We start from the raw sequence: 20,783 nt of genomic DNA, 5'->3' as shown, positions 1-20,783 counted from the left end.
GCCCTCGTACTGGGTGTACTTGGGCTTGCGCCCGGTGCGGCGAGAGTGCGTGCCGGGCGTCGCGACGGGGCGAACGTTGCCTGCCGCGGCACTAGACAGCGAGGGACCCCGCGGCGGTCACGGGATCGGGAACTCCAGCTCGGGCCGGTCCCAGGCCACTGCATACCGGGTTCGCGGGGGCGGTCCCGGTATGCAGTGCGCCCACGCTGCGGTAGAAACCCTCGGCCGGAGGGTGCGACACCACCCGGACACGGTCCAGCCCCGCCGTGCGCGCCTCGGACTTCATGTGCTCGACGAGCAGTCGCCCGATGCCGCGGCCCTGCATCCCGTCCTCGACGAAGAGCAGGTCCAGTTCCGGCGGGGTGAGGACCAGCGAGTAGAAACCGAGCACCCGGCCCGCGCCCTCATCGCCCTCGACCGCCACGAAGACCTGATGCGTTTCGATGTAGTCGGGTCCGACGCGGTAGTCCGCGACCATGGCCGCGTACTGACCCTCGTAGGCACGCGAGCCGCGCACGAGGCGCGTCAGCCGCTTGGCGTCCCGGGCGACAGCCCGTCGTACCACGGTTCCACCCCGCACGGGCGTAATGAGCGACTGCATAGGAAGCATGTTACGCATGCGCGAGAGAAGCCTTGGGTCCCCGGTCCGCGCCGGAAAGTCGACGCGCGGCGGTACCCGCACGTCAGAGAGCCGCCGCGGACCGGTTCAGCGGGTGTGTGCCGATCACCGCGGTCTGCAGCATGGACACACCTCAGGAATCTCCAACTCCGATATTCCGAGGGTGAGTTCGACATGCCGCTGACGGTTTCCTGGCGGCCGACCGGCAGGCAGACCGCGGCCAACCTTGCCGGAAAGCTGCAATGCGCGGTCATCCGTCCGCGATGCAGGATGGGCCGCGGGGAGCACTACGGGGGATCCCGGTGCCGGACACCGGCAGGTGTCCGGCACCGGACAGCACAGCGAGCGGCGCTGGGCCGAGCGTGGTCGACGGGCGGTGTGGACGGGATGGGGGGTAGGGCATGCGGATGTTGCTTTCGGTCGCCACCGGCCCGCCCACGATTCTTCTGACCGCCGCCCTCGTGGTGGTGCTGTGCTTCTGGTTCCTCGTCGCCGCGGGCTTCACCTCGGCCGGCAGTTTCGACGCGGACGCGAACCTCCGGGCCTGGGGCATGGACGGCGTACCCGTGGCGGTGGCCGTCTCGACGCTCACGGCCGTGGCCTGGTTCCTGAGCGTCGGGGGCGGCCTCCTGCTGAGCGTGTTCGCGCCGCCGGCTCCCGCCACCGGGCTGCTGCGCATGGTCCTGCCGGTCGCGGCCGTGCTCGTCGCGTGGCGGCTGACCCGCCTGCTCGTACGGCCCCTGCACCGGCTCTTCCCCGACGAATCCGCCCCGCCGGACCGCGGCCGGGCACGGGAGCTCGTGGACGGCGCCGCCCGAGCCGTGCCCCTTCGTCCGCCGCCGCCGGGCCGTCACAGATCGCCGGCTGAAGAGGATGCGGCACTCCCCAGCCGTCCGGGCAGGGTGGCGATGTAGTAGGCGTTGATGGGGTCGCCGTCCACGGAGGTGACCTCGACGTCTCCGAAGCCGGCTTCCCTGAGCATCCGCACCGCCGTCTCCTGCCCCCAGACCGTGCCCAGCCCCGCTCCGCCGGTGCTGAGAGAGGTCGTCATGCAGTAGAAGACGGAGAAGCCGAAGAGCGCGGGTCCGAAGGGGTGGCCGATGTTGTCCTCCAGCTTGCTGGAGGCGGCGATGTCACCCATGAGGAACGTGCCGTCCTCGGCCAGAGCCCGCCTGATCGCCTCCAGCGTCTCGGCCGGCCGTGCCAGATCGTGGATCACGTCGAAGGCGGTGATGAGGTCGTAGGTGCCGCTGATCTCCGTCGAGTCGCCGAGGGTGTAGTGGAGGTGGCCCAGCCCGGAGTGGGCCGCCTGTGAGCGGGCGGCGTCGATCCCGGCCTCGGACTGGTCGATGCCGTGGAAGCGGCTGGCAGGGAAGGCCCGTGCCAGCACGAGAGGAGCATGTCCTTGTCCCGTGCCGACGTCGAGGACATCGATGCCGTCGCGCAGCCGCTCCGTGAGTCCGGGCACCAGCGGCACGATCGTGTCGACCAGCGCTTGGTCGTAGACCCGGGCTGTCTCCTCGGCCTGAAGGGCCTGGAAGCGCGGATAGGCCGAGTAGGGCACGCCTCCGCCCTCGCGGAAACTGCGCACGACCTGCTGCTCGACCTCGCCCATGAGCGCGATGTAGGGCATCATCCCGGCCAGGCAGTCCGGGCCTGCCGCGGTCGTCAGCGACGCGGCGTGCTCGGGTGGCAGCGTGTAGCGCCGGCTTCCCGGTTCGTACTCCACGAATCCGCCCACGACCATACCGCCCAGCCACTCGCGCACATACCGCTCGTCCAGATCCGCCGCCTCGGCGATCTCCGTGCTGGTCGACGGTGGGAGCGAGGCCATGGTGTCGAACAGGCCGCACTGGTGACCCACGCTGGTCAGCAGGGCCAGCGCGCCCTTGTTCAGGACGTCCACGACTTCACCGGCGAAGGCCTCCTGCCTCGCACGGTCCGGGGGAGTCTCGCGAGATTCAGGCGTGGACATGAGGGCTCCTTCCGCCGGAACGGCTGAGGCACGGAACCGAGACGAGCCGTGTTTGTCATGCTACGCCCGTATTTCAGCGGGTTCTCGGGCATGGTCGGCCCGCGACCGCACGGTGCGCCGGGCAGGCTGCGCCCCCCGACAGGCTGCGGACACGTGACCGAGTTGCCGGAGATCGCGGTGACGCGGTGGTGCGTCGCCTTCGCCAGTCCCGGACCGGCTGGGCCCCGGTTCTCCGTGCGGCCCGACGCCCGTACCGACGCCGTACCGGCGTCCACCGCACCGGCTTCCCGGCGTGTCCTACCGTTGTGCGCTGAACGGCAGTTGGCGTGCAGTCGGCCCTTCCGTGATCACGCGTACAGAAAGCGGCCTCCTGCGCGCAAAGTTCTCCCCGCACCATCGGCATGTCCACGACGTCGATCAAGGAGGCGCTTGTGAGAACACACCGCACCGGATACAGAACCGCCGCCCTCGTCCTGTCCACCGCCGTGCTCTTCCTGTCGGCCCCCGCCCCGGCCAGGGCCGACGGCGGGAGCCTGCCGACGGTGACACCCGTCAGCGAGACCCCCGCCCTCTACGACGACGAGGCGGGCGGCCATTCCGACGCCGACGATCCGGCGATCTGGCGCAACGCGGCCGACCCCGGCCGCAGCCTCGTCATCGCGACCGCCAAGGAGGGCGGACTGCGGGTGTACGACCTGGGCGCCCGCCTGGTGCAGTCGCTGCCCGCGCCCCGTCCGCCCGCGGAGGACGACGCACCGGGCCGGTACAACAACGTCGACGTCGTCACCGGTCTGCGCACCCCCACCGGCCGGGCCGACGTGGCCGTGGTCAGCGACCGCGGCAACGACCGCCTGCGGATCTTCCGCATCGACCCGTCCAGGCCCGGCGGCCCGCTGACCGACATCACCGACCCGGCCGCCGCCCCGGTCTTCTCCACCGACCAGGCCGACATCAACGAACAGCGCACCGCGTACGGCCTCGCCACCTGGCAGGACAAGTCCACCGGGCGCACCTACGCCCTGGTCAGCTAGCGGGAGCGGACCCGCCTCGCGCTGGTCGAGTTGACGCCGACCGCGAGCGGGACCGTCACCTACCGGAAGGTCCGCACGCTCGAGCTGCCCGCGTCCTTCCGCCTGCCGAACGGCACGACCTGGTCCCCCTGCACGGAGCCCGGCGAACTCCCGCAGGTGGAGGGCATGGTGGTGGACCCCGCCACCGGCACGCTCTACGCCGGCCAGGAGGACATCGGCATCTGGCGGATGCGCGCCGACCTGACCCGCGAGCCGGTCCTGGTGGACAAGGTCCGCGAGTACGGCGTCCCCGGCGTCTACGACGAGGCGACCGAGGAGTGCACGGCCGGCGCCGACCCCGGCTTCGGAGGCGAGCGGCTCTCCGCGGACGTCGAGGGACTGACGCTGCTTCAGGAGCGGGACGGTGACGGCTATCTCTTCGCCTCCAGCCAGGGCGACGACACCTTCGCCCTGTACGACCGTGAGGTGAGCGAGCACAACGAGTACGAGGGCGGCTTCCGTGTCGGCGCGGCCTCGGCGACCCTCGACGGGTCCCAGGAGTGCGATGGCGCCGCCGTCCTGAACGCACCGCTCGGCAGCCGCTACCCGAACGGCCTGCTGGTCGTCCAGGACGGTCACGAGACCCCTGAGGTCCCCGACGGAGAGGGCGGCTCGCGCACCGCGACCGGCTTCAAGTTCGTCGACCTGCGCGACGTGGTGGACGCCGCCGACCTGTAGACCCGATTCGCGCACAAACCTCACTGCTGCCGGGTGGCGCACGGCCACCCGGCAGCCGGACCTCCGATGCCGGGGCCCCGGTCCCCTCAGGTCCCGTCCGCCGGCCGGGAGACGGCGAACGCGGCCGGACCGCCCGCGGGGTCAGCCTCCGGCCGGGGCGCTCAGTGGCTCGCCGACACTCCTGAGGTGGCGCAGTGCCTGCCGGTCGCCCCCTTCAGAGGGGTGGAGTTGGCACCACCACCCTTGAGGGGGAAGACCGCAGCCGGGACCGCCGACCGCCCTTCGCCACCGCCTTGACGGCAGCCCCGAACCCATCGCTCGCGCGACCGCGACACCCTCGGGGCGTCATCTGGTCAGGTGGGTGACCACCGAGCGCATCGCATGATGCAGGGCCGGGCGCGTCTCCTCTGGAGGGTCGAGCGTTTCGAACCCGTGGTGGCCGTTGGGGACGTCGACCAGTTCGAGTCGCACCGCGCCGTCCTCGGCCGCGGTCACGAACGCGTCGACGGTCGCGGCGATCTCGGGCGTCTCCCGCCCGGCGCGGAGGAGGACGACGGGCAGGGTCCCCGCCTGATCGATCGCCCCGGCCGGGTGGAAGCGACTGCCGGACATCCCCCACGCGGGAAGAGGGGCCAGGACCGGGTAGGAAGCGGCCAGGCAGCGCAGCCATGCGGGGGGCCGGGTCAGCCAGTCCGTCATGAGGAGGCCCCCGCCGGAGAAGAACCACAGAGCGATCCGGCCGGCGTCCACCCGGGTGTCGGCACGCACCAGTTCCACCCCGGCGGCGATGTCCGCGGCGGCACGTTCGTAGTCCGCGATGTCGTGGAGGCGGTGGTCGAGGGTCGCGCCGGCCATGCCCGCGGCGGCGGCCAGGCGGGCGTAGCCCACCAGCGTCGGCCACTCACGCGGGCGTGGCCGCGCTCCGGCGGGCACCGGTCCGCCGTGCACGAAGATCACGGCCGGTCGCGGCCCTTCGCCGTCGGGGACGTACAGATCGACACGACCTCGGCGGTCGCGAGGCAGTTCCGGCACGTCCAGCGGGAACGGCCGCAGGTGGGCGGGCGCCGGCGCGTCGTCACCGGCCGGCCGCAGGCGGTGCCCCTCACCGGCCGCGGCCCGCAGCAGGACGTCTGCCAGTGCGGCGGGGCAGGACAGCATCGGCCAGTGACCGGTGGGGAGTTCGAAGAAGGTGACCTGAGGCTCGGTCAGGACGGCCGATGCGGGGTCCCCGAAGTCGACGAGCCTCTGCACCATGCCGATACTGGCGCCGTTTTCGGCGCACAGCACGCCCGTGACGGGGACCGCGGCCACCGCTCCGGTCAGCCGCAGCGGCTGGAACAGGGTACCCAGCGGCTGCGGCGCCGCCAGGGCGGTCAGCCGGCCCAGGGCCGCCTCGCCCACACCGGCGGTACTGCCCCAGCGCTCCCATGCGTCACGGGCCGGTGCGGCAAGCACACCCTGGGACCCGCCTGCCTCGGCGCCTTCGGCCAGCCGCGCGCGCAGTGCCTGGTCCGGCACGGCGGCCAGCGCCGGAACGCCGTTCTGCGGCATCCCGCAGTCCAGGTACACGACGCGCGTGACACGTTCGGCCCGCCGATCGGCGGCGCCGAGCACCGGATGGATCCCGTAGTCGTGACCGACGAGCACGATCTCCCGCCCCGATGTCACGTCCACCGAGTCGATCGCCGCGATCACGTCATCGATGTGCGTCTCGAGACCGACGTGCTCCGGCGCGGCGGGCCGGGCCGGGTCGATGCCCGTCAGCGGGACCGCGTGCGCCGCGCCGCCCGCCGCGGTCAGCCGCGCGGCCGTCTCCTGCCAGACATGCGCCCCGGTGAACGCACCCGCCACCAAGATGAACACCCGCACAAAGCCCTCCCCGGGTCCGCCCCATGACGCCGCGCCCGTCGCGTACGTCATCGTCCGCGGGCCGCGGCGTGTGCCCGGCCCCCGCACCGGTACCGTAGGAACTCCCCTTGAGGGAGGTTCAACTGTCCACGTCGTACGAGCCGTTGTGGAGCATCGGAGAGCTCGCCGAACGCGCCGGTGCCACCGTGAAGACCGTCCGCTTCTACTCCGACCAGGGCCTGCTTCCCGAAGCCGCCCGCAGCAGTGGCGGACACCGCCGCTACGGCGGCCCGGCACTGGAACGCCTGCAGCTGATCCGCTCCCTGCGCGGCCTTGACCTGCCCCTGCCCGAGATACGCCGCATCCTCGAGGACGAAGACGCGACCGGCCGCGCACTGGAGAACGCCGTCGACGGCCGCCTGCGTGAGCTCGGCAGTGAGGTGAAGATCCTGCGCTGGCGGGAAGCGGCACTCCACCTGGTGCGGGATTGCCCGCCGGCTCAGCGCGCCGGTCGGCTGAGGCTGCTCAGCACGCTGAGCACCCCGCCGAGCACCGCACCCCTGGCCAGGTTCTGGCGCGCCTGGCTGCCACCACGGATGCCGCGTCAGGCAACCGCGGTATTCCTGGAAGTGGCCGTCCCCCAGCCGCCCGACGAACCGCACCCGTCCCAGGTACTCGCCTTCGCCCGGCTGAACGCCATGACGACGGCTCCCTGCCCGGGCGGTCGGCAGCCCCAGCCGGAGGTGCACCGAGTGGCGGGGGCCGGCGGCGCCGCCCTGCTGTACGCGGGCCTCGCAGAAGCCTTCGAACTCGCGGCCCCCCTCCTGAGCAGGGCACGCGACCCGCATCCCGGCGAGGCGCTGGACGCCTACGTCGCCGCATACGCGAGCGCCTACCGAAGCCGCGACACCCCCGACTTCCGCCGCTCGCTGGCGGCCCGGCTGTCGGCAGAGCCGCGCCTGGACCGGTACTGGGAACTCGCCGCCGCCGTCCTGACTCCGCCGGGCGGCCGCCCGCGGCCGACTCCGGGCTCCGCGGACGACTGGCTGCGCGCGGCGCTGCGGCGGGACAACGCCGAAGGGGCGTGAGTCACGCCCCTTGAGGCACCCGGCGGACGCCGGCCGCCCGCGAAGGCTCTGTCCGCTCGGCCCGGGCGCACCGGGAAGCCACGGGCGTAGCCCCGGGTAGTACATCGGCCGGACATCTCCGGCTCCTCGCCCGGCCCCCGGCCACCTGCGATCACCTGACACGTGACGTCATTGCCGCTGTTCCTTCAGGGCGTCCACCGCTTGCTTGGCCTCCACCAGCCCGGCGCCGGTGGCCTCGCGGTACTTCTTGATCGCTGGGACGTGCTGTCCGGCACGCACCAGGGCCGCCACTTCCGCGAGGGCGGGGTCGTCGTCCGGCACGCCATGGTGGTTCATGAGGAGACCGAGCTTGTGGTCCAGACGGGCCATCAGCCGGTCCAGCCGACGGGCCCGGCTCTCCACGGTCGCGATGGTGGTCAGTCCCACGAGGACGACGAGCAGACCTGTCAGGGTGTCCATGACACTCTCCCTTGTGTGTGACGGGCACACGCCGCGGGTCGCGGCGGCGTACGAGGACGAGAGGACTCAGGGCCGCGCGAGGCCCGGTCCTGCCGGGTCAGAACGGTTCGGATCCACGGGCCGGACGCGGGGAGACCAGCCCCGAGTCGTAGGCGAGGATCACCGCCTGCACGCGGTCACGCAGGCGGAACTTCTCGAGGATGTGGGCGACATGCGTCTTCACCGTCGTCTCGCCGATGTTCAGCTCGACGGCGATCTCCGCGTTGGACAGACCACGCGCCAGGATCCGCAGCACGTCCAGTTCGCGGCCGGTGAGCACGTCCAGGCGCGGCGGCACGGGCGGCGGCGACTCCGACGGCAGGCCGGCGAAACGCTCCAGCAGACGCCGGGTGACCCGAGGAGCGAGCACGGCCTCGCCGACGGCGACCGTGCGGATGGCCGAGACCAGGGAATCGGCGGGACCGTCCTTCACGAGGAAGCTGCTCGCCCCGGCCCGCAGGGCGTCGACCACGTGCTCGTCGAGGTCGAACGTGGTCAGGATGACGACCCGGCCGGGCAGCCCGCTCTCGGCGATCAGACGGGTCGCCTCGACCCCGTCCATTCGCGGCATGCGGATGTCCATGAGGACGACGTCCGGTGACAGCCGCCGCGTCTCCTCGACGGCCTCCTGGCCGTCGGCGGCCTCTCCGACGACCTCGATGTCCGGCTCGGCCTCCAGGATGAACCGGAAACCGGTCCGGATCATCGGCTGATCGTCAGCCAGCAGCACGCTGATGGACCGCATGGTGCCCCGTTCCTCCGTTGTTCGCCGGGCCGTCGGTGTCGGGCGGGTCCAGCACGGCGTGGACGCAGAAGCCGCCGCCCGGCCGAGGACCGGTGTGCAGGGTGCCGCCCGTCGCGGCGATCCGCTCCCGCATCCCCAGCAGACCATGACCGGAACCGTATCCGGGCACGGAGGTCCCCGCCGCGTCGCCCGGTCCGTCGTCACACACGCGGACGTGCAACCGTTCCGGTTCCTCCTCCCACACCAGACGCACCCGGGTACGCGTCGCGCCCGCGTGCTTGACGGTGTTGGTGAGCGCCTCCTGCACGATGCGGTACACCGTCAGCTGGTACCCGGCGGGCAGCGCGACCCCGGAGCCGGAGACCTCGTAGTCGACGTCCAGACCGGTGGCCCGTACGGCCGCGACGAGGGAGGGCAGGGCGTCGATCGTCGGCTGGGGCGGCTCCTTGGACGGTGTGCCCTCCTCCTCCTCGTCGGTGCGCAGCACGTCCAGCAGCCGACGCAGCTCGGTGACGGTGTCCCGGCCCGTCTGCTCGACGGCGGCGTGCAACTCGTGGGCCTTGTCGGGCGACCGGTCCTGGATCCGGTCGGCCGCGATGGTCTGCACCACCATGAGGCTCACGTTGTGGGCCACGATGTCGTGCAGTTCACGGGCGATCCGTGCGCGCTCCTGCATCACCGCGGCGCGTGCGTTGGCGGCCTGCTCGCGTTCCAGGGCCGCGGCGCGCTGCATGGCCTCGTCCCGAACGGCCGTCCGGGCCCGAGAGAGCCGGCCCAGGGCCCACGCCGCCAGCAGGAGCACCGCGTCGGTCAGCGACGCCGCGAGCCGGTGCCCCCGCGGCGCGAGGAAGGCCTCGGTCAGCGCGCTGAGCGGAATGAACACGGTGGCCACGAGGGCCGTCACGCGGGGCGCGCCCCGCACGGCCGTGAGATACACGGCGATGGCCACGGACAGGTAGGTGGGGCCGATCGACGTGCCCTCCGGCCCGGCGAGTTGGGGGATGTAGTCGAGGTACTGCAGTGTCCCGGCCCCGACCGCCATGACCAGCAGCCCGGCCAGCGGCGCACGACGGTGCACGGCGAGGGGCAGCGTGGACGACAGCACCAGGACGAGCCACCACTGGTCCGGCTGTCGCAGCGGGACACCGTCCGGGGGGATCGCCTGCGGCAGTGCCAGGCACGCGGCCGCCGCCAGGACGGCCAGAGTCACGTCCGTCACCGCGGCAGGCACCTGGCGGCCTGCGAGTGACCCCGGTTCTCTCATGCCCCCCACGGTAAAGGGCCTGCTCATCCGGTCCCCCACCCTGAGGTCTGACTCCCGCCGCCCCCCTTCCTCCTCCCGGCCTCCTCCGTGAGGAGGAGACGCGTCGCGCATGGCGTGGTGGGACGCCACCCGGTCTCGTCCGGCCGGTGGAAGCGGTCGTCTTCCTCACCCGCCGGGCGGAGGGTGTGATTCGACGTGAGGACGGAGGCTCCGGACCCCGGACGCCGGTGGACTGGAAGGACCCCTCACCCACCGACGACCCAGAGGTCCCACATGCTCGGAGCACACAGTCGGCAAGCGCAACCCGGCGCCCCCGTCGGCATCGATCCGTCAGCAACCGCCGTTCGGCTGACCGAGGTGACCAAGAAGTACGGCCGTGGATCGTCCGCGGTCGTCGCACTCGACGACGTCAGCACCGGCATCGCCGCCGGCGGTTTCACCGCAGTCATGGGCCCGTCCGGCTCCGGGAAGAGCACCTTCCTGCACTGCGCCGCCGGGCTCGACCGGCCGACCTCCGGAACGGTGCGGCTCGGCGGGCAGGACCTCGGCGAGCTGGACGAGAGGCGGCTCACCCGGTTCCGCCGGACCCGTATCGGGTTCGTCTTCCAGGCCTTCAACCTGCTGCCGTCGCTCACCGTGGAGCAGAACATCACCCTGCCGCTGCGGCTGGCCGGAGAGGGAACCGACCACGACTCGGTCCGCGGTGTCACGGCCGCGGTCGGACTCGTGGGCCTGCTCGGCCGCCGCCCCTCGGAACTCTCCGGCGGGCAGCAGCAGCGGGTCGCCGTCGCCCGCGCCCTCATCACCCGCCCTGAAGTGATCTTCGCGGACGAGCCGACCGGCGCACTCGACCCGGACACGGCCGACGACATCCTCGCGCTGCTCCGGCAGGCGGTGACCGACCTGCACCAGACCGTGGTGATGGTCACGCACGACCCGGTCGCCGCCCAGCGCACCGACCAGGTCGTCTTCCTCGCCGGCGGACGCGTGGTCCGCCGTGTGGACGCGCCGTCCGCCGCTCAGGTCAAGAGCGTCATGACCGAGCTGCGGAGGACCCGCTGATGCTGCGTATCGCCCTGGCCACCTTGCGCGCCCGCGCGGGGGCCTTCGCCGCCACGTTCACCGCGCTCCTGCTCGGTGCGGCCGTGGTCAGCGCCTGCGGCGTACTCCTGGAATCAGGGCTGCGCTCCGTCCTGCCACCCGAACGGTACGACAGAGCCCCACTGATCGTCGCGGGCCGTCAGGCCGTCGACCTCGACGTGAGGTCCGCCGACGGATCCGAGTACCGCAGTTCCCAGCCGCTGCTCGAACGACCACGACTCGACGCCTCCCTGGCCCGCGATCTCGCCGCGGTCGACGGTGTCGCCTCCGTGGTGCCCGACCGCCGCGTGACGGTCCGTCTGCCGGACGCGGACCGTGCCGTCACCGGCGCCAACGGGGCCGTCCCGCAGGCGCACACCTGGTCGAGCCGAGTCCTGGGAGGATTCCGCCTCACCGAAGGGCACGCGCCGCAAGGTGCCCAGCAGGTCGTCCTGGACACCCGTCTCGCGGCCCGGGCCGGGCTGCGGACCGGCGACAGCGTACGGCTCATGACCTCGTCCACTCCGCTCACCTTCAAGGTCGCCGGACTGGTGGCCCTCGACGGGGACCGCACTCCACGGCAGTCGGTGCTCTACGCCTCCGGGGCCGCGATGCAGCGGCTGGCACCCCTGTCCGGTGCGTCCGTCGACGCCTTCGGCGTGTTCACCACGCCGGGTACACCGTCCTCGCAGGTGGTGCCCGCCGTCGAACGGGTGCTGGCCGGGCACCGCGCGGCGGTGTACACGGGTGACGAACGCGGCGAGGCGGAATTCACCGACATCGCGGTCGGTGCGGCCAACCTCGTGGAGCTGGCGACCGCCATCGGCGGCAACGTGCTGCTCGTGGCCGTGTTCGTGCTGTGCGCCACGACGTCCCTCGCCGTCCGCCACCGCCATCGCGAGATGGCCCTGCTGCGCGCGATCGGCACCACGCCGGGGCAGCTGTACCGCATGATCACGGCGGAGTCCGCGGTGACGGGTCTCGTCGCGGGCGTGCTCGGCTGCCCTCTCGGCGTCGGGGTGGTCCACTGGCTGAGCGGACAGTTCGCCGGACGCGGCCTGGTGCCGCCGGACTTCCGGCCGGTCGTCGGCCCGCTCCCGTTCCTCACCGCCGTCGGCGTGACGGTCCTGATCGCGGGGGCGGCGGCCCTCGTCGCCGCCCGCAGGGCTGCCCGCGTCCGCCCCACGGAGGCGCTGCGCGAGGCCTCCGCCGATCCCGCGCGCCTCGGCAGGGGCCGTCTGATCACCGGCGGTGTCCTGCTCGCGCCGGCCGTCTGCGTACTGGGTCTCGGCCTCGGCTTCCGCGCCGACTTCCTCACCCTGGTCGGTCTGGCCAACTCCCTCGTCCTGCTGCTCGTGATCGCCGCCGCGGTCCTCGGTCCGCTGATCAGCCGCACCGCCACGGCCCTCCTCGCCCCGCTCCTCGACCGGACCGGCGTCACCGGCTGGCTCGCGGCGGCCAACTCACGTGCCCGTGCCGCCCGGACGGCGGCCGCGGTCACCCCGATCGTCCTGGCCGTCTCCTTCGCGGCGACCGTCGTCTTCACCCAGACCACTCAGCTGAGCCGGTCCACCGATGAGATCCGTTCCGGCACGGTCGCCGATCACGTGCTCGCCGCTCCCACCGGGATGTCTCCGGAGCTCGCGCACCGGGCCGCCGAACTGCCGGGGGTGACGGCCGCCACCGGTGTGGTGCGGTCCAAGGCGGTCGGTGTGGGTTCGCTGCTCGGCACGGAGGAAGCCGTCTCCCTGAGCGCGCAGGGACTCCAGCCGTCGGCCTTGTCCGCCACCGTCGACCTGGACGAACGCAGGGGGAAGCTGTCGGCTCTGGCTCCGGACACGGTGGCTCTCAGCACCACGGCCGCCTCGTGGCTGGGGCTCGACGTCGGGGACCGGGCGCGGCTGTACCTCGGGGACGGAACGCCCTTCACCGGTGAGGTGATCGCCGTGTACGGCAGGGGACTCGGCTTCGCCGACCTCACCTTCGACCACGACCTGCTCCTGTCCCACACCACGGCGGGCGTCGACCAGTCGGTGCTGATCCGGTCGGATCCCGGTGCCTCCGACGACGTCGCGCACCGGCTGTCCGCTCTGGCACGGACCTATCCGGGAGCCGAGCCGATCGGAGCACTGGCGGCCGACGCCCGGGTCGAGGAGCAGAGCGCGATGGCGTGGGTGAACTACGTGGTGGTGGGTGTCATCATCGCCTACACCGCTCTCACCGTCGTCAACACCCAGGCGATGAACACCGTGTCCCGGCGCAGGGAGTTCGCGCTGCTGAGGCTGACCGGCGGCAGCCGGTCGCAGGTGCTGGGCATGGTGCGGCTCGAGAGCTTCACGGTGGTAGCCGTCGGAGGGCTGCTGGGAACGCTGCTGTCGGTGCCGCCGCTGGCTCTGGTCGCGCTGGCGCTGACCGGCACACCGATACCGACGGTGCCGGTGCTGGGCTGGCTCGCGATCGTCGGGTCGACGGCGCTGCTGGCCATGGCCGGGGCGATGCTGCCCGCCCGCTCGGTGCTCCGTGTCCGTCCGGTGGACGCCATCGGGATGAAGGAGTGACGAGCGAGTGACCGCGGGGGAGCGACCGGGGCGCACGCGGGATGCGTGTCAGTGACGGGCCGGGGCGGCCACGCGGTCCGGACGCGCCGTGAGCACGGCGGACAGCGGAGCCGGGCCATGCTCGGCGGCGCGTCGGGCCTGAGGCGTGGCGGGGCCCTGCCGGCGATCACGGCACCCCCCGCCTGGCCCGGACGGCCTCCGCGCTCGGCCTGACCGCTTCGAGCGGGTTCACGGATCTTTCCACGTGGGTAAAACGGTCCCAAAGATCGAAGCAGCTTGCTCGGAATCCATATCGCACGGGCAGGTCTCCGGTCATTCGGCTGGGTTCCCGTCTCCGGGGGGTATCCCGGCTGTGCCGTATCAGGGTGCAATGATGGAGGTCAGGCCCTTCCGCAACCACACCGGTCAGAAGAGGCACGCAATGGATCCATGGCTGATCTGGTTGATCATCGCAGCGGTATTGGCTGCGGCTGAAATCTTCACCCTCACTGCCGCGCTCGGAATGCTCAGTGCGGCCGCGCTGGTCACTGCGGGGTCCGCCGCGGTCGGGCTGCCGCTGCCGTTCCAGTTCCTGGTGTTCACCCTCGTGGCCACCGTCACCTTGATTTTCGTACGCCCCCTGGCGCTGCGCCATGTACTCCAGCCCCAGACGACGAGATTCGGCGTGGAGGCACTGGTCGGCAAGGGTGCCTATGTCGTCTCAGAGGTAACGGGCCTGGGGGGCAGGGTCCGCATCGACGGTGAGGAGTGGACGGCCCGCGCCTACGACGAGACGCTGGTGATTCCCGCCGGAAAGACCGTCGACGTCATGGAGATCAACGGCGCCACCGCGATCGTCTACCCCCGGGACTGAAACCATGGAAACCTCGGCCTTTTTGATCGCCGGCCTGATCGTCGCCTTGATCGCGGTTTTCACCGTGGTGCGAGCGGTCCGTATCGTGCCCCAGGCACGCGCTCGCAATGTCGAGCGCCTCGGTCGTTACCACCGGACCCTCAATCCGGGCCTCAGCCTCGTGATCCCTTACATCGACCGCGTTCATCCGGTGATCGATCTCCGGGAACAGGTGGTTTCCTTCAAACCGCAGCCGGTCATCACCGAGGACAATCTCGTCGTCGAGATCGACACCGTTCTGTACTTCCAGGTCACCGATCCGCGAGCGGCCTTCTACGAGATCGCGAATTTCCTTCAGGCGGTCGAGCAGCTCACTGTCACCACCTTGCGCAACGTCGTGGGGTCCATGGACCTGGAGAAGACCCTCACCTCACGGGACACCATCAACAGCCAGCTGCGTGGAGTCCTGGACGAGGCCACCGGAAAATGGGGGCTGCGGGTCAACCGGGTGGAGATCAAGGCCATCGACCCGCCGCAGTCCATCAAGGACGCCATGCAGAAGCAGATGCGGGCCGAGCGGGACAAGCGGGCGGCGATTCTCGGCGCCGAGGGGCAGCGCCAGTCGCAGATCCTCACCGCCGAAGGCGACAAACAGGCCGCCGTCCTGCGCGCGGAAGGGAACCGTACCGCCGCGATCCTCCAGGCCGAGGGCCAGTCCCGGGCCATCGACGAGGTGTTCCAGGCCGTACACCGCAACGACCCCGACCCCAAGTTGCTCGCGTATCAGTACCTGCAGACCCTGCCCCAGCTCGCGCAAGGCTCGGGCAACAACTTCTGGGTGATCCCCAGCGAGATCACCGCCGCGCTCCAGGGCGTGTCCCGCGCTTTCACCGAGGTGCTGCCCCAGTCGTCGGCCACCCGCGAGAAGCCCCCGGACGACATGGTCTCCCAGGCGGCCAGCGACAAGGCCCAGGCCGAGGAGGCCGCTGCCGAGGCCCTGGCCGACGCGGCCGAGGCCGAGGGAGCCAACCTCGACGGCCTCCCGTCTCACCCCCGTCGCTGACGGCGAACGGCGTCTTCGCCACTCGCCACTCGCCCGTGCCGTCGGCCGTTTCCAGCGCGGCGCACCGCCTGGCTCGCCCGTCACGCTCCCCGACCTTCCGGGGCACGCGGCGCGCCGGGGACTATGCGGACCGCTCCCGGCGCGTCCTGGCTCCGGGGAGCGCGCATGCCGCCGTCCCTCCCGGCAGTCGCCCACGGTTGGCGGCCACCAGGCGGTAGATGCCGTGCGCGGCCCAGCGCACGGGCGGCAGAGTCAGGACCGCTCCCACGACGGACCACACGCCGCCCCCACTCAGCAGGATCCTCGCCACGGCCTGCGCACCGCCGTACGCCCGCCCGGTGGGTGTCACCCACAGGGCCTCGTACCGGGCACGCTCCGCAGTGACGCCGAGCGACGCGAGACCCGCGTGCTGCCATGCCACGGCCTCGCACCGGGGCCGCACCAGACGCTGGACGACGCCCACCGACGTGGTGCAGAAGCCGCAGTCCCCGTCGAAGATCAGCACTGGTCGCATCCGCACGTCTCCATCGTGCCGCAGCCGCGGCCGGTCCGGCTCATGGAGCGCGGGCCGGACGGGGCGGGGAGGGCCGCCGTGGCGCGCCCGGGTGGACGGTCGGACAACCGGAGGGGGAGCCACGCCCGGCAGGGTGCTGGGGCTCCGCGCAGGGGGCCGGTTGCCGACGTCACCGGCCCCCCGCTGTCCACGGTGCCGGACCTTGTCGGTGACGGCTCACCGCAGAGGCGCACCTGGATGTTGCGGAAGCGGACCTTGTTGCCGTGGTCCTGGAGCCGTATCGCTCCCGCCGCCGGTGTCCCGGACCGGCCCGAGGCGGTGGGTCTGTCGAGGGCGAGGTCGTCGTGGACCTTCGTGCCGTTCCACACGACCGTCACCCGCGGAGACTCTTGCTTGTCATGTCCATACTTTGTCGTCGATGGGTTCAAGGTCGGTCCGCGCACCATGGCGGGCCGTGACGGCTGCGGCTCGTGGGCCATCCGGACCCGGGTGTTCGGACATGCCCCGATGGTGGAACTGATCATGGGTGGGCGGCACTTGATCCCGGGAAGCATTCCGGGGGTGGGCCCGGGGGAGGGGCGGTGACGACGAGTGGATGAGCAGGGTGGCCGCGACTGGGTGTGCATGACTCCGGAGGAGTTCGACCGTGACGCGCCGCCGCGCGCGGAGGTGGACGGACGGATCCCGGCCGAGCTGGACGAGTGCGGCACGGCCCCCCTCTTCGGCGACGAACCGGCCCCGGCGGTAACCGGCCGGCCCGCTCCGCGCGCTGCCCGACAAGGCTGCCAGGGGCGGCTGTTCTGACGCTGATCCTTGCCGACGGCGGCCGACTGCTCCACGGCCGCCGACTTCGGCGGGCTCGAGGACCGGTTCGTCTCGGAGGCGACCGGCCCGCGACAACGTGACAGCTCACGCGCCTGGGCGACAGCCATGAGCCACGGCGCTCGGCGTTGCCGACGGCGGCGCTCACGCGGTGCCCGGCATGACAAGCTGTGCTCTCCAGCGTCCTAGCCCAGGAGGTCACCATGGCCGCAGAGTCCGCAGCGCAAGAAGGATCGGAGTCGGCTGACGCCGAGAACACCGACCTCTCGCCCGTCGATGAGGGTCAGTCCGACCTGAAGCGCAAGTTTCGGGAGGCTCTGGCGCGCAAGCGCGGCATGCAGGCGGACGCCGCCGACCTCGCCGCCAACACCCACGGGTCGAAGATCCGCGGCGCGCACGGCCCGGCCGCGAATCAGCGGTCGTTCCGGCGCAAGAGCGGAGGCTGAGTGACCACGGCCGCCGGATGAGACTCGGCAGGACACGGCCTGGCGGCCCCACCGATGAGGTGGGCCGGGTCCTGCCCGGTTGACGAGGCAGGGGCCGTGGCGGCCCGCCGCCAGGGAGCCGTGCACCTTGCCGAGGTGTACAAGCGCCGCCGCGACCTCACCCCGCGTCCGGCCACCGCAGCGGCTGAGTACGATCACCCGCGCCGGTCCGAGTACGCGAGCGGCAGCCCGCCGCGAGCCGCACCGGGCGGGTGGAAGCATACGCCGAATGCCGCTGCTCGCACCGCTGTTGCTGTTCACCGGCTGCTGCGGTCGGCGGTCTCGTATCTCTCCCGAGGGCAGGCGTGCTGTACGGGCCCCGCACAGCACCTCCCGCTGCTCGCCCCCCAGGGCCGGCGGGTTCCCCTCCGCCATCTGATAGGCCCAGGGCGACCGGACACACGGCGTGCCGGTCGCCTCATTCCGGCACCGGCCGCATCTCCACGACACGCAGTCCCAGTGACTGGCAGCGCGCCAGCAGCCCGTACAGGTGCGCTTCGTCCACGACCGGGCCGAACAGGACCGTCTGGCCGGCCATCACCACATGGCCCAGCTCCGGAAACGCTTTGGCCAGTGTCTCCGAGAGATGCCCCTCGACGCGGATCTCGTAGCGCACGAGCTTGTCCTCCCACGGCTGCCCAAGACAGGCGGATGGCGCCCTTTCCGTCATCGTCCACCCCCCTGCCCGGTTCGACCTCACCCGAAGCAGGTGACCCGGCCGGTGACGGCCATGAGCCGCGGTGCTGCGTCGACGACATGAAAGCGGCCATGACCAGCGCATACAGAGCGGTGGTGGGCCGGATGACGGTGACCGTGGCCTCAGTGTCGGGTCCTGCCGACGGGGGAGAGGGCGGACGGCGCCTCCCGCCTCGGTCGATGTCCCTGCCGTCCGCCGCCGCCTCGGTGGCGGTGCCGCCGCCGCGCCACGTCCTCACAGCATCCGAAGGCCGCGTGCTCGGCGCACCGCCTCGCCCCGCCGGTTCACCGCCAGCTTTCGGTAGATGCTCTTGAGGTGGGTCTTCACCGTGTTCACCGACAGACAGAGATCGGCGGCGATCTCCTCCGTCGACATCATCCGGGCCAAACGCTCCAGGACATCCCGCTCGCGTGCGCTCAGCTCCACCGCGACGAGCGGTGCGGGCGGCGGCTGCGGTCCAGGCCGCTCGCCGCGGGGCGGCGGAGCGGGCGTCAGCCAGCCTGCCGCCAGATCGTGCAGCGGACCCGTGGTGATGAGCGGCCGGATCCATGCCCCGGCATCCAGGAACGGACGCCGCAGCCGCTCACGCCGGGCGTCGAGGAGTGCCCGCGCCACGAGCTTGCGGGCGGTGGCGGTGTCTCCGGCCGCGTCGGCGGCCCGGGCCCTCACCAGCGCTGCCCCCACTGACACCGCCGGGCCGGTCCGTTCCTCGGCGTGGAGGCTGTCGAGCAGGTCGAGGGCTGCCGCGGGACGTCGTGCGGCGAGCTGGATCGACGCGGCCTCCACAGCGCACACGGGCTGGTCGACGGAGACGGCCCGGAGCACCTCGGTGGCTCTGTCCGGCCGACCCTCGGCCAGGTGGGCGGCCGAGGAGACGAGCGCTTCCCGGCTCGTCGCCCATGGGGAAGTCACGGCGGCGGGGACGGCCGGGTCGGCCGCCTCCACAGCGGCGCGCATCTCCCCCCTGGCCATGAGGAGGCGTGCTGCGGCGAGGGCTCGCCCCGCGGCCATCACGGGATCACGTGTGCTCAAGGGGAGAGCGGCCGTTTCGTCGATGAGGGCTTGAGCCCGGTCCAGTTCGTCGCGGTCGACGGCCACGGCGGCCAGGACGAGCCGTCCGATCCCGGATCCGGACGGCTGGGCCGAACCGGGCCGATCGGCCTCGGGCAGCGCGGCCAGCGCCTTGCGCTCCGCCCTGCCGGGCCAGCCGTTGAGGTAGTCGAGCAGGGCCAGGTGTCCCATCGCCTCCTCCCGGGGCGCCTTGGTGGATGCCGCACCGGGAGCCCCGGCCACGGTGGTCAGGACGGCACGAGCGTCCCGGAAACGCCCGGCCCACAGGAGCGTCGAGCCGACATGGGTCAGCAACAGGGCCGTGAGTTCGGGATGCTTGTCCAGGAGGTGAGCCGGTACCTCCTGCCGTAGTCCAGCGGCCGACTCGGCGGCCTCCTCCACCCGTGCGGGGCATCCGGCAAGCCGGGCGGCCAGGGCTTCCAGCAGTGCACAGCTCAGCCGGGCGGCCGCGACGTCGCGGGCATCACCGGCAAGCTGCTCCTGGGCGTGGTGCAGACGGGCCAGGCCATGATCGACGTCGTGGTGGGACAGGTCGTGGGCGGCACGCACGAGGTCCGTGGCCGGGCTTCTCGCCTCGGGCCCCATGGGGGAGAACAGCCGCGCCAGGTCGTGTGAGCCCGGACCGGTGAAGAGTCGACCGATCGCCAGGTCGTCCACAAGGGCACCGGCCGCGAGATCCCAGTCGTCCGCGGCGGCGCTGTGGGCGAGTGCCTCCGGCAGGTGGCCGTGACGACGCAGCCACCGCGCGGCCCGTCTGTGGAGTTCCGGCTCCATTCCGGGCAGGCGAACGCGCAGGTGCGCCCGCAGTATCTCCGCGAACAGCGGATGGAGCTGGTACCACGTGTGCTCGAGACGTTCGACGAACGCGTTCTGGCGGTGCAGTCCGGTGAGAAGGGGTTCGGCATCGATACGGCCGGTCAGCGCGTTGGCCAGATCGGGGCAGAAGCGCTCCAGGACGCTGACGCGCAGCAAGAGGTCCTGTGCCTGCGGCGTCTGTCCCTTGAGAACCTCGGCGAGCAGGAAGTCCGCGACCGTGCTGCGGTCCGCTTCGAACTCCTTCAAATAGTGCTCGGGGTCGGAGCTCTCCCTGGCGGCCAGGGCGGACAGGCTCAGACCGGCCGCCCAGCCCCGGGTCCGGTCCACCAGGTTCCGCGCTGCCTGGATCGGAACGTCAACGCCGTGCAGTTCGAGCAGTGTGGCGGCCTCTTCGGGAGTGAAGGCCAGTTCCGCGGAGCGGATCTCCGTGAGGTCGCCGACCGCCCGGTGGCGATGCAACGGGAGCAGCGGTTCGGTGCGGGTGACCAGGACGAGGCGCAGACCCGGGCCCGCGTGGTGCAGCACGAACTCCAACTGCTCCGCGACGTTCGTATCGGTCACACGGTCGTACGCGTCGAGCACGAGGAGCACGGGCCGGTCTCGGACGCTCAGTTCCGCGGCAAGTGAGGACAGGAGCCTGTCGCCCACTTTGGAGGCGTTGTCAGGGGCCCCGACCGCGTCGGATGCCGGTGCGCCACAGGCGCGCAGAGCCTGCAGGACGTAGGACCAGAAGACCCCGGGGCGATGGTCGCCGCCTCGGTCGAGGGTGACCCACGCGACCGGCGGTCCCAGCCCGGAGGCCCAATCGGCGGCCAGCAGGGTTTTGCCGGCTCCGGCCGGGCCGTTGAGCAGGGTCAGCGGCGTTCTGAGCGCCTGGTCGAGGTGGTCGACGAGCCGCTGTCGCCGCAGGTACGTCCGGGGCCTCGCGGGGAGGGCGAACCGGGTGCGCAGAAACGGATCGCCCAGAGGGTCGGTGGGCGACAGCGCCGGAACAATGGGAACCGCGGATCCTTGAGCACTCGCATGGATGTCCGCCACGGTGCTCATCACCCCTGTCGGG

Annotated in this window: 15 protein-coding genes and 3 pseudogenes; 8 read left to right on the top strand and 10 right to left on the bottom strand. The window is 71.9% G+C overall.

The window, feature by feature from the left end:
* Positions 1-117: 117 nt before the first annotated feature.
* Positions 118-619: pseudogene (locus ABTX62_RS16910) on the bottom strand (GNAT family N-acetyltransferase).
* Between the two features lie 401 nt (positions 620-1,020).
* Here ABTX62_RS16910 and ABTX62_RS16905 point away from each other — a divergent pair.
* A complete protein-coding gene (locus tag ABTX62_RS16905) occupies positions 1,021-1,533 on the top strand; it encodes a hypothetical protein (RefSeq protein ID WP_352116873.1) in 513 nt (170 codons plus the stop codon).
* Here ABTX62_RS16905 and ABTX62_RS16900 read toward each other — a convergent pair.
* Positions 1,470-2,594, bottom strand: a complete 1,125-nt coding sequence (locus ABTX62_RS16900) for a class I SAM-dependent methyltransferase (RefSeq protein WP_352116872.1) — start codon at positions 2,592-2,594, stop codon at positions 1,470-1,472. The two genes, ABTX62_RS16905 and ABTX62_RS16900, sit on opposite strands and share 64 nt — an antisense overlap.
* A gap of 401 nt (positions 2,595-2,995) precedes the next feature.
* On the opposite strand from ABTX62_RS16900, the pseudogene ABTX62_RS16895 reads away from it, so the two are divergent.
* Positions 2,996-4,342 (top strand): annotated as a pseudogene (locus ABTX62_RS16895) (phytase).
* A 345-nt stretch (positions 4,343-4,687) separates the two neighbouring features.
* On the opposite strand, the gene ABTX62_RS16890 reads toward ABTX62_RS16895, so the two are convergent.
* A complete protein-coding gene (locus ABTX62_RS16890; RefSeq protein WP_352116871.1) occupies positions 4,688-6,211 on the bottom strand; it encodes an alpha/beta hydrolase in 1,524 nt (507 codons plus the stop codon).
* Between the two features lie 122 nt (positions 6,212-6,333).
* Here ABTX62_RS16890 and ABTX62_RS16885 point away from each other — a divergent pair, with 122 nt between their 5' ends.
* A complete protein-coding gene (locus ABTX62_RS16885) occupies positions 6,334-7,278 on the top strand; it encodes a helix-turn-helix domain-containing protein (RefSeq protein WP_352116880.1) in 945 nt (314 codons plus the stop codon).
* A 168-nt stretch (positions 7,279-7,446) separates the two neighbouring features.
* Here the strand turns inward: ABTX62_RS16885 and ABTX62_RS16880 are convergent, their stop codons facing one another.
* The 3 genes from ABTX62_RS16880 to ABTX62_RS16870 form a co-directional block, all read right to left on the bottom strand.
* Positions 7,447-7,737 (bottom strand): hypothetical protein, encoded by a 291-nt coding sequence (locus ABTX62_RS16880; RefSeq protein WP_352116870.1) that lies wholly within the window; start codon positions 7,735-7,737, stop codon positions 7,447-7,449.
* Positions 7,738-7,834: 97 nt separating this feature from the next.
* A complete protein-coding gene (locus ABTX62_RS16875) occupies positions 7,835-8,521 on the bottom strand; it encodes a response regulator (RefSeq protein WP_352116869.1) in 687 nt (228 codons plus the stop codon).
* Entirely contained in the window at positions 8,493-9,740 is a 1,248-nt protein-coding gene (locus ABTX62_RS16870) for a sensor histidine kinase (RefSeq protein ID WP_352116868.1), read from the bottom strand. The genes ABTX62_RS16875 and ABTX62_RS16870 overlap by 29 nt, the downstream gene beginning before the upstream one ends.
* A 318-nt stretch (positions 9,741-10,058) precedes the next feature.
* Here ABTX62_RS16870 and ABTX62_RS16865 point away from each other — a divergent pair, with 318 nt between their 5' ends.
* The 4 genes from ABTX62_RS16865 to ABTX62_RS16850 all read left to right on the top strand — a co-directional run bounded on the left by ABTX62_RS16865 (position 10,059) and on the right by ABTX62_RS16850 (position 15,318).
* Positions 10,059-10,847, top strand: coding sequence for an ABC transporter ATP-binding protein (locus ABTX62_RS16865; protein ID WP_502997965.1), 789 nt, complete (start codon positions 10,059-10,061; stop codon positions 10,845-10,847).
* Entirely contained in the window at positions 10,847-13,423 is a 2,577-nt protein-coding gene (locus ABTX62_RS16860) for an FtsX-like permease family protein (protein WP_352116867.1), read from the top strand. Before ABTX62_RS16865 ends, ABTX62_RS16860 begins: the two co-directional genes overlap by 1 nt.
* Before the next feature lie 421 nt (positions 13,424-13,844).
* On the top strand, positions 13,845-14,276 hold the full coding sequence (locus tag ABTX62_RS16855) for an NfeD family protein (RefSeq protein ID WP_352116866.1): 432 nt from the start codon (positions 13,845-13,847) through the stop codon (positions 14,274-14,276).
* A 4-nt stretch (positions 14,277-14,280) separates the two neighbouring features.
* Positions 14,281-15,318, top strand: a complete 1,038-nt coding sequence (locus ABTX62_RS16850; protein WP_352116865.1) for an SPFH domain-containing protein — start codon at positions 14,281-14,283, stop codon at positions 15,316-15,318.
* A 121-nt stretch (positions 15,319-15,439) separates the two neighbouring features.
* Here the strand turns inward: ABTX62_RS16850 and ABTX62_RS16845 are convergent, their stop codons facing one another.
* Both ABTX62_RS16845 and ABTX62_RS16840 read right to left on the bottom strand, forming a co-directional pair.
* Entirely contained in the window at positions 15,440-15,838 is a 399-nt protein-coding gene (locus ABTX62_RS16845; protein WP_352116864.1) for a thiol-disulfide oxidoreductase DCC family protein, read from the bottom strand.
* 224 nt (positions 15,839-16,062) lie between these two features.
* Positions 16,063-16,227 (bottom strand): annotated as a pseudogene (locus tag ABTX62_RS16840) (3-keto-alpha-glucoside-1,2-lyase-like domain-containing protein); the annotation flags it as partial.
* A 630-nt stretch (positions 16,228-16,857) separates the two neighbouring features.
* On the opposite strand from ABTX62_RS16840, the gene ABTX62_RS16835 reads away from it, so the two are divergent.
* The gene (locus tag ABTX62_RS16835; protein WP_352116863.1) at positions 16,858-17,100 is read left to right on the top strand and encodes a DUF5302 domain-containing protein; all 243 of its coding nucleotides are present in this window, start codon (positions 16,858-16,860) and stop codon (positions 17,098-17,100) included.
* Between the two features lie 457 nt (positions 17,101-17,557).
* On the opposite strand, the gene ABTX62_RS16830 is transcribed toward ABTX62_RS16835, so the two are convergent.
* Positions 17,558-17,755, bottom strand: a complete 198-nt coding sequence (locus ABTX62_RS16830; RefSeq protein ID WP_175437358.1) for a DUF8691 family protein — start codon at positions 17,753-17,755, stop codon at positions 17,558-17,560.
* Between the two features lie 315 nt (positions 17,756-18,070).
* Entirely contained in the window at positions 18,071-20,770 is a 2,700-nt protein-coding gene (locus ABTX62_RS16825) for a helix-turn-helix transcriptional regulator (RefSeq protein WP_352116862.1), read from the bottom strand.
* Positions 20,771-20,783 lie beyond the last annotated feature (13 nt).

It is taken from the genome of Streptomyces sp. NPDC096046 (assembly GCF_040303285.1).
Classification (GTDB): domain Bacteria; phylum Actinomycetota; class Actinomycetes; order Streptomycetales; family Streptomycetaceae; genus Streptomyces.
The sequence above is the reverse complement of the archived record's forward strand: the minus strand, read 5'-3'. Positions and strand labels throughout refer to the sequence as shown.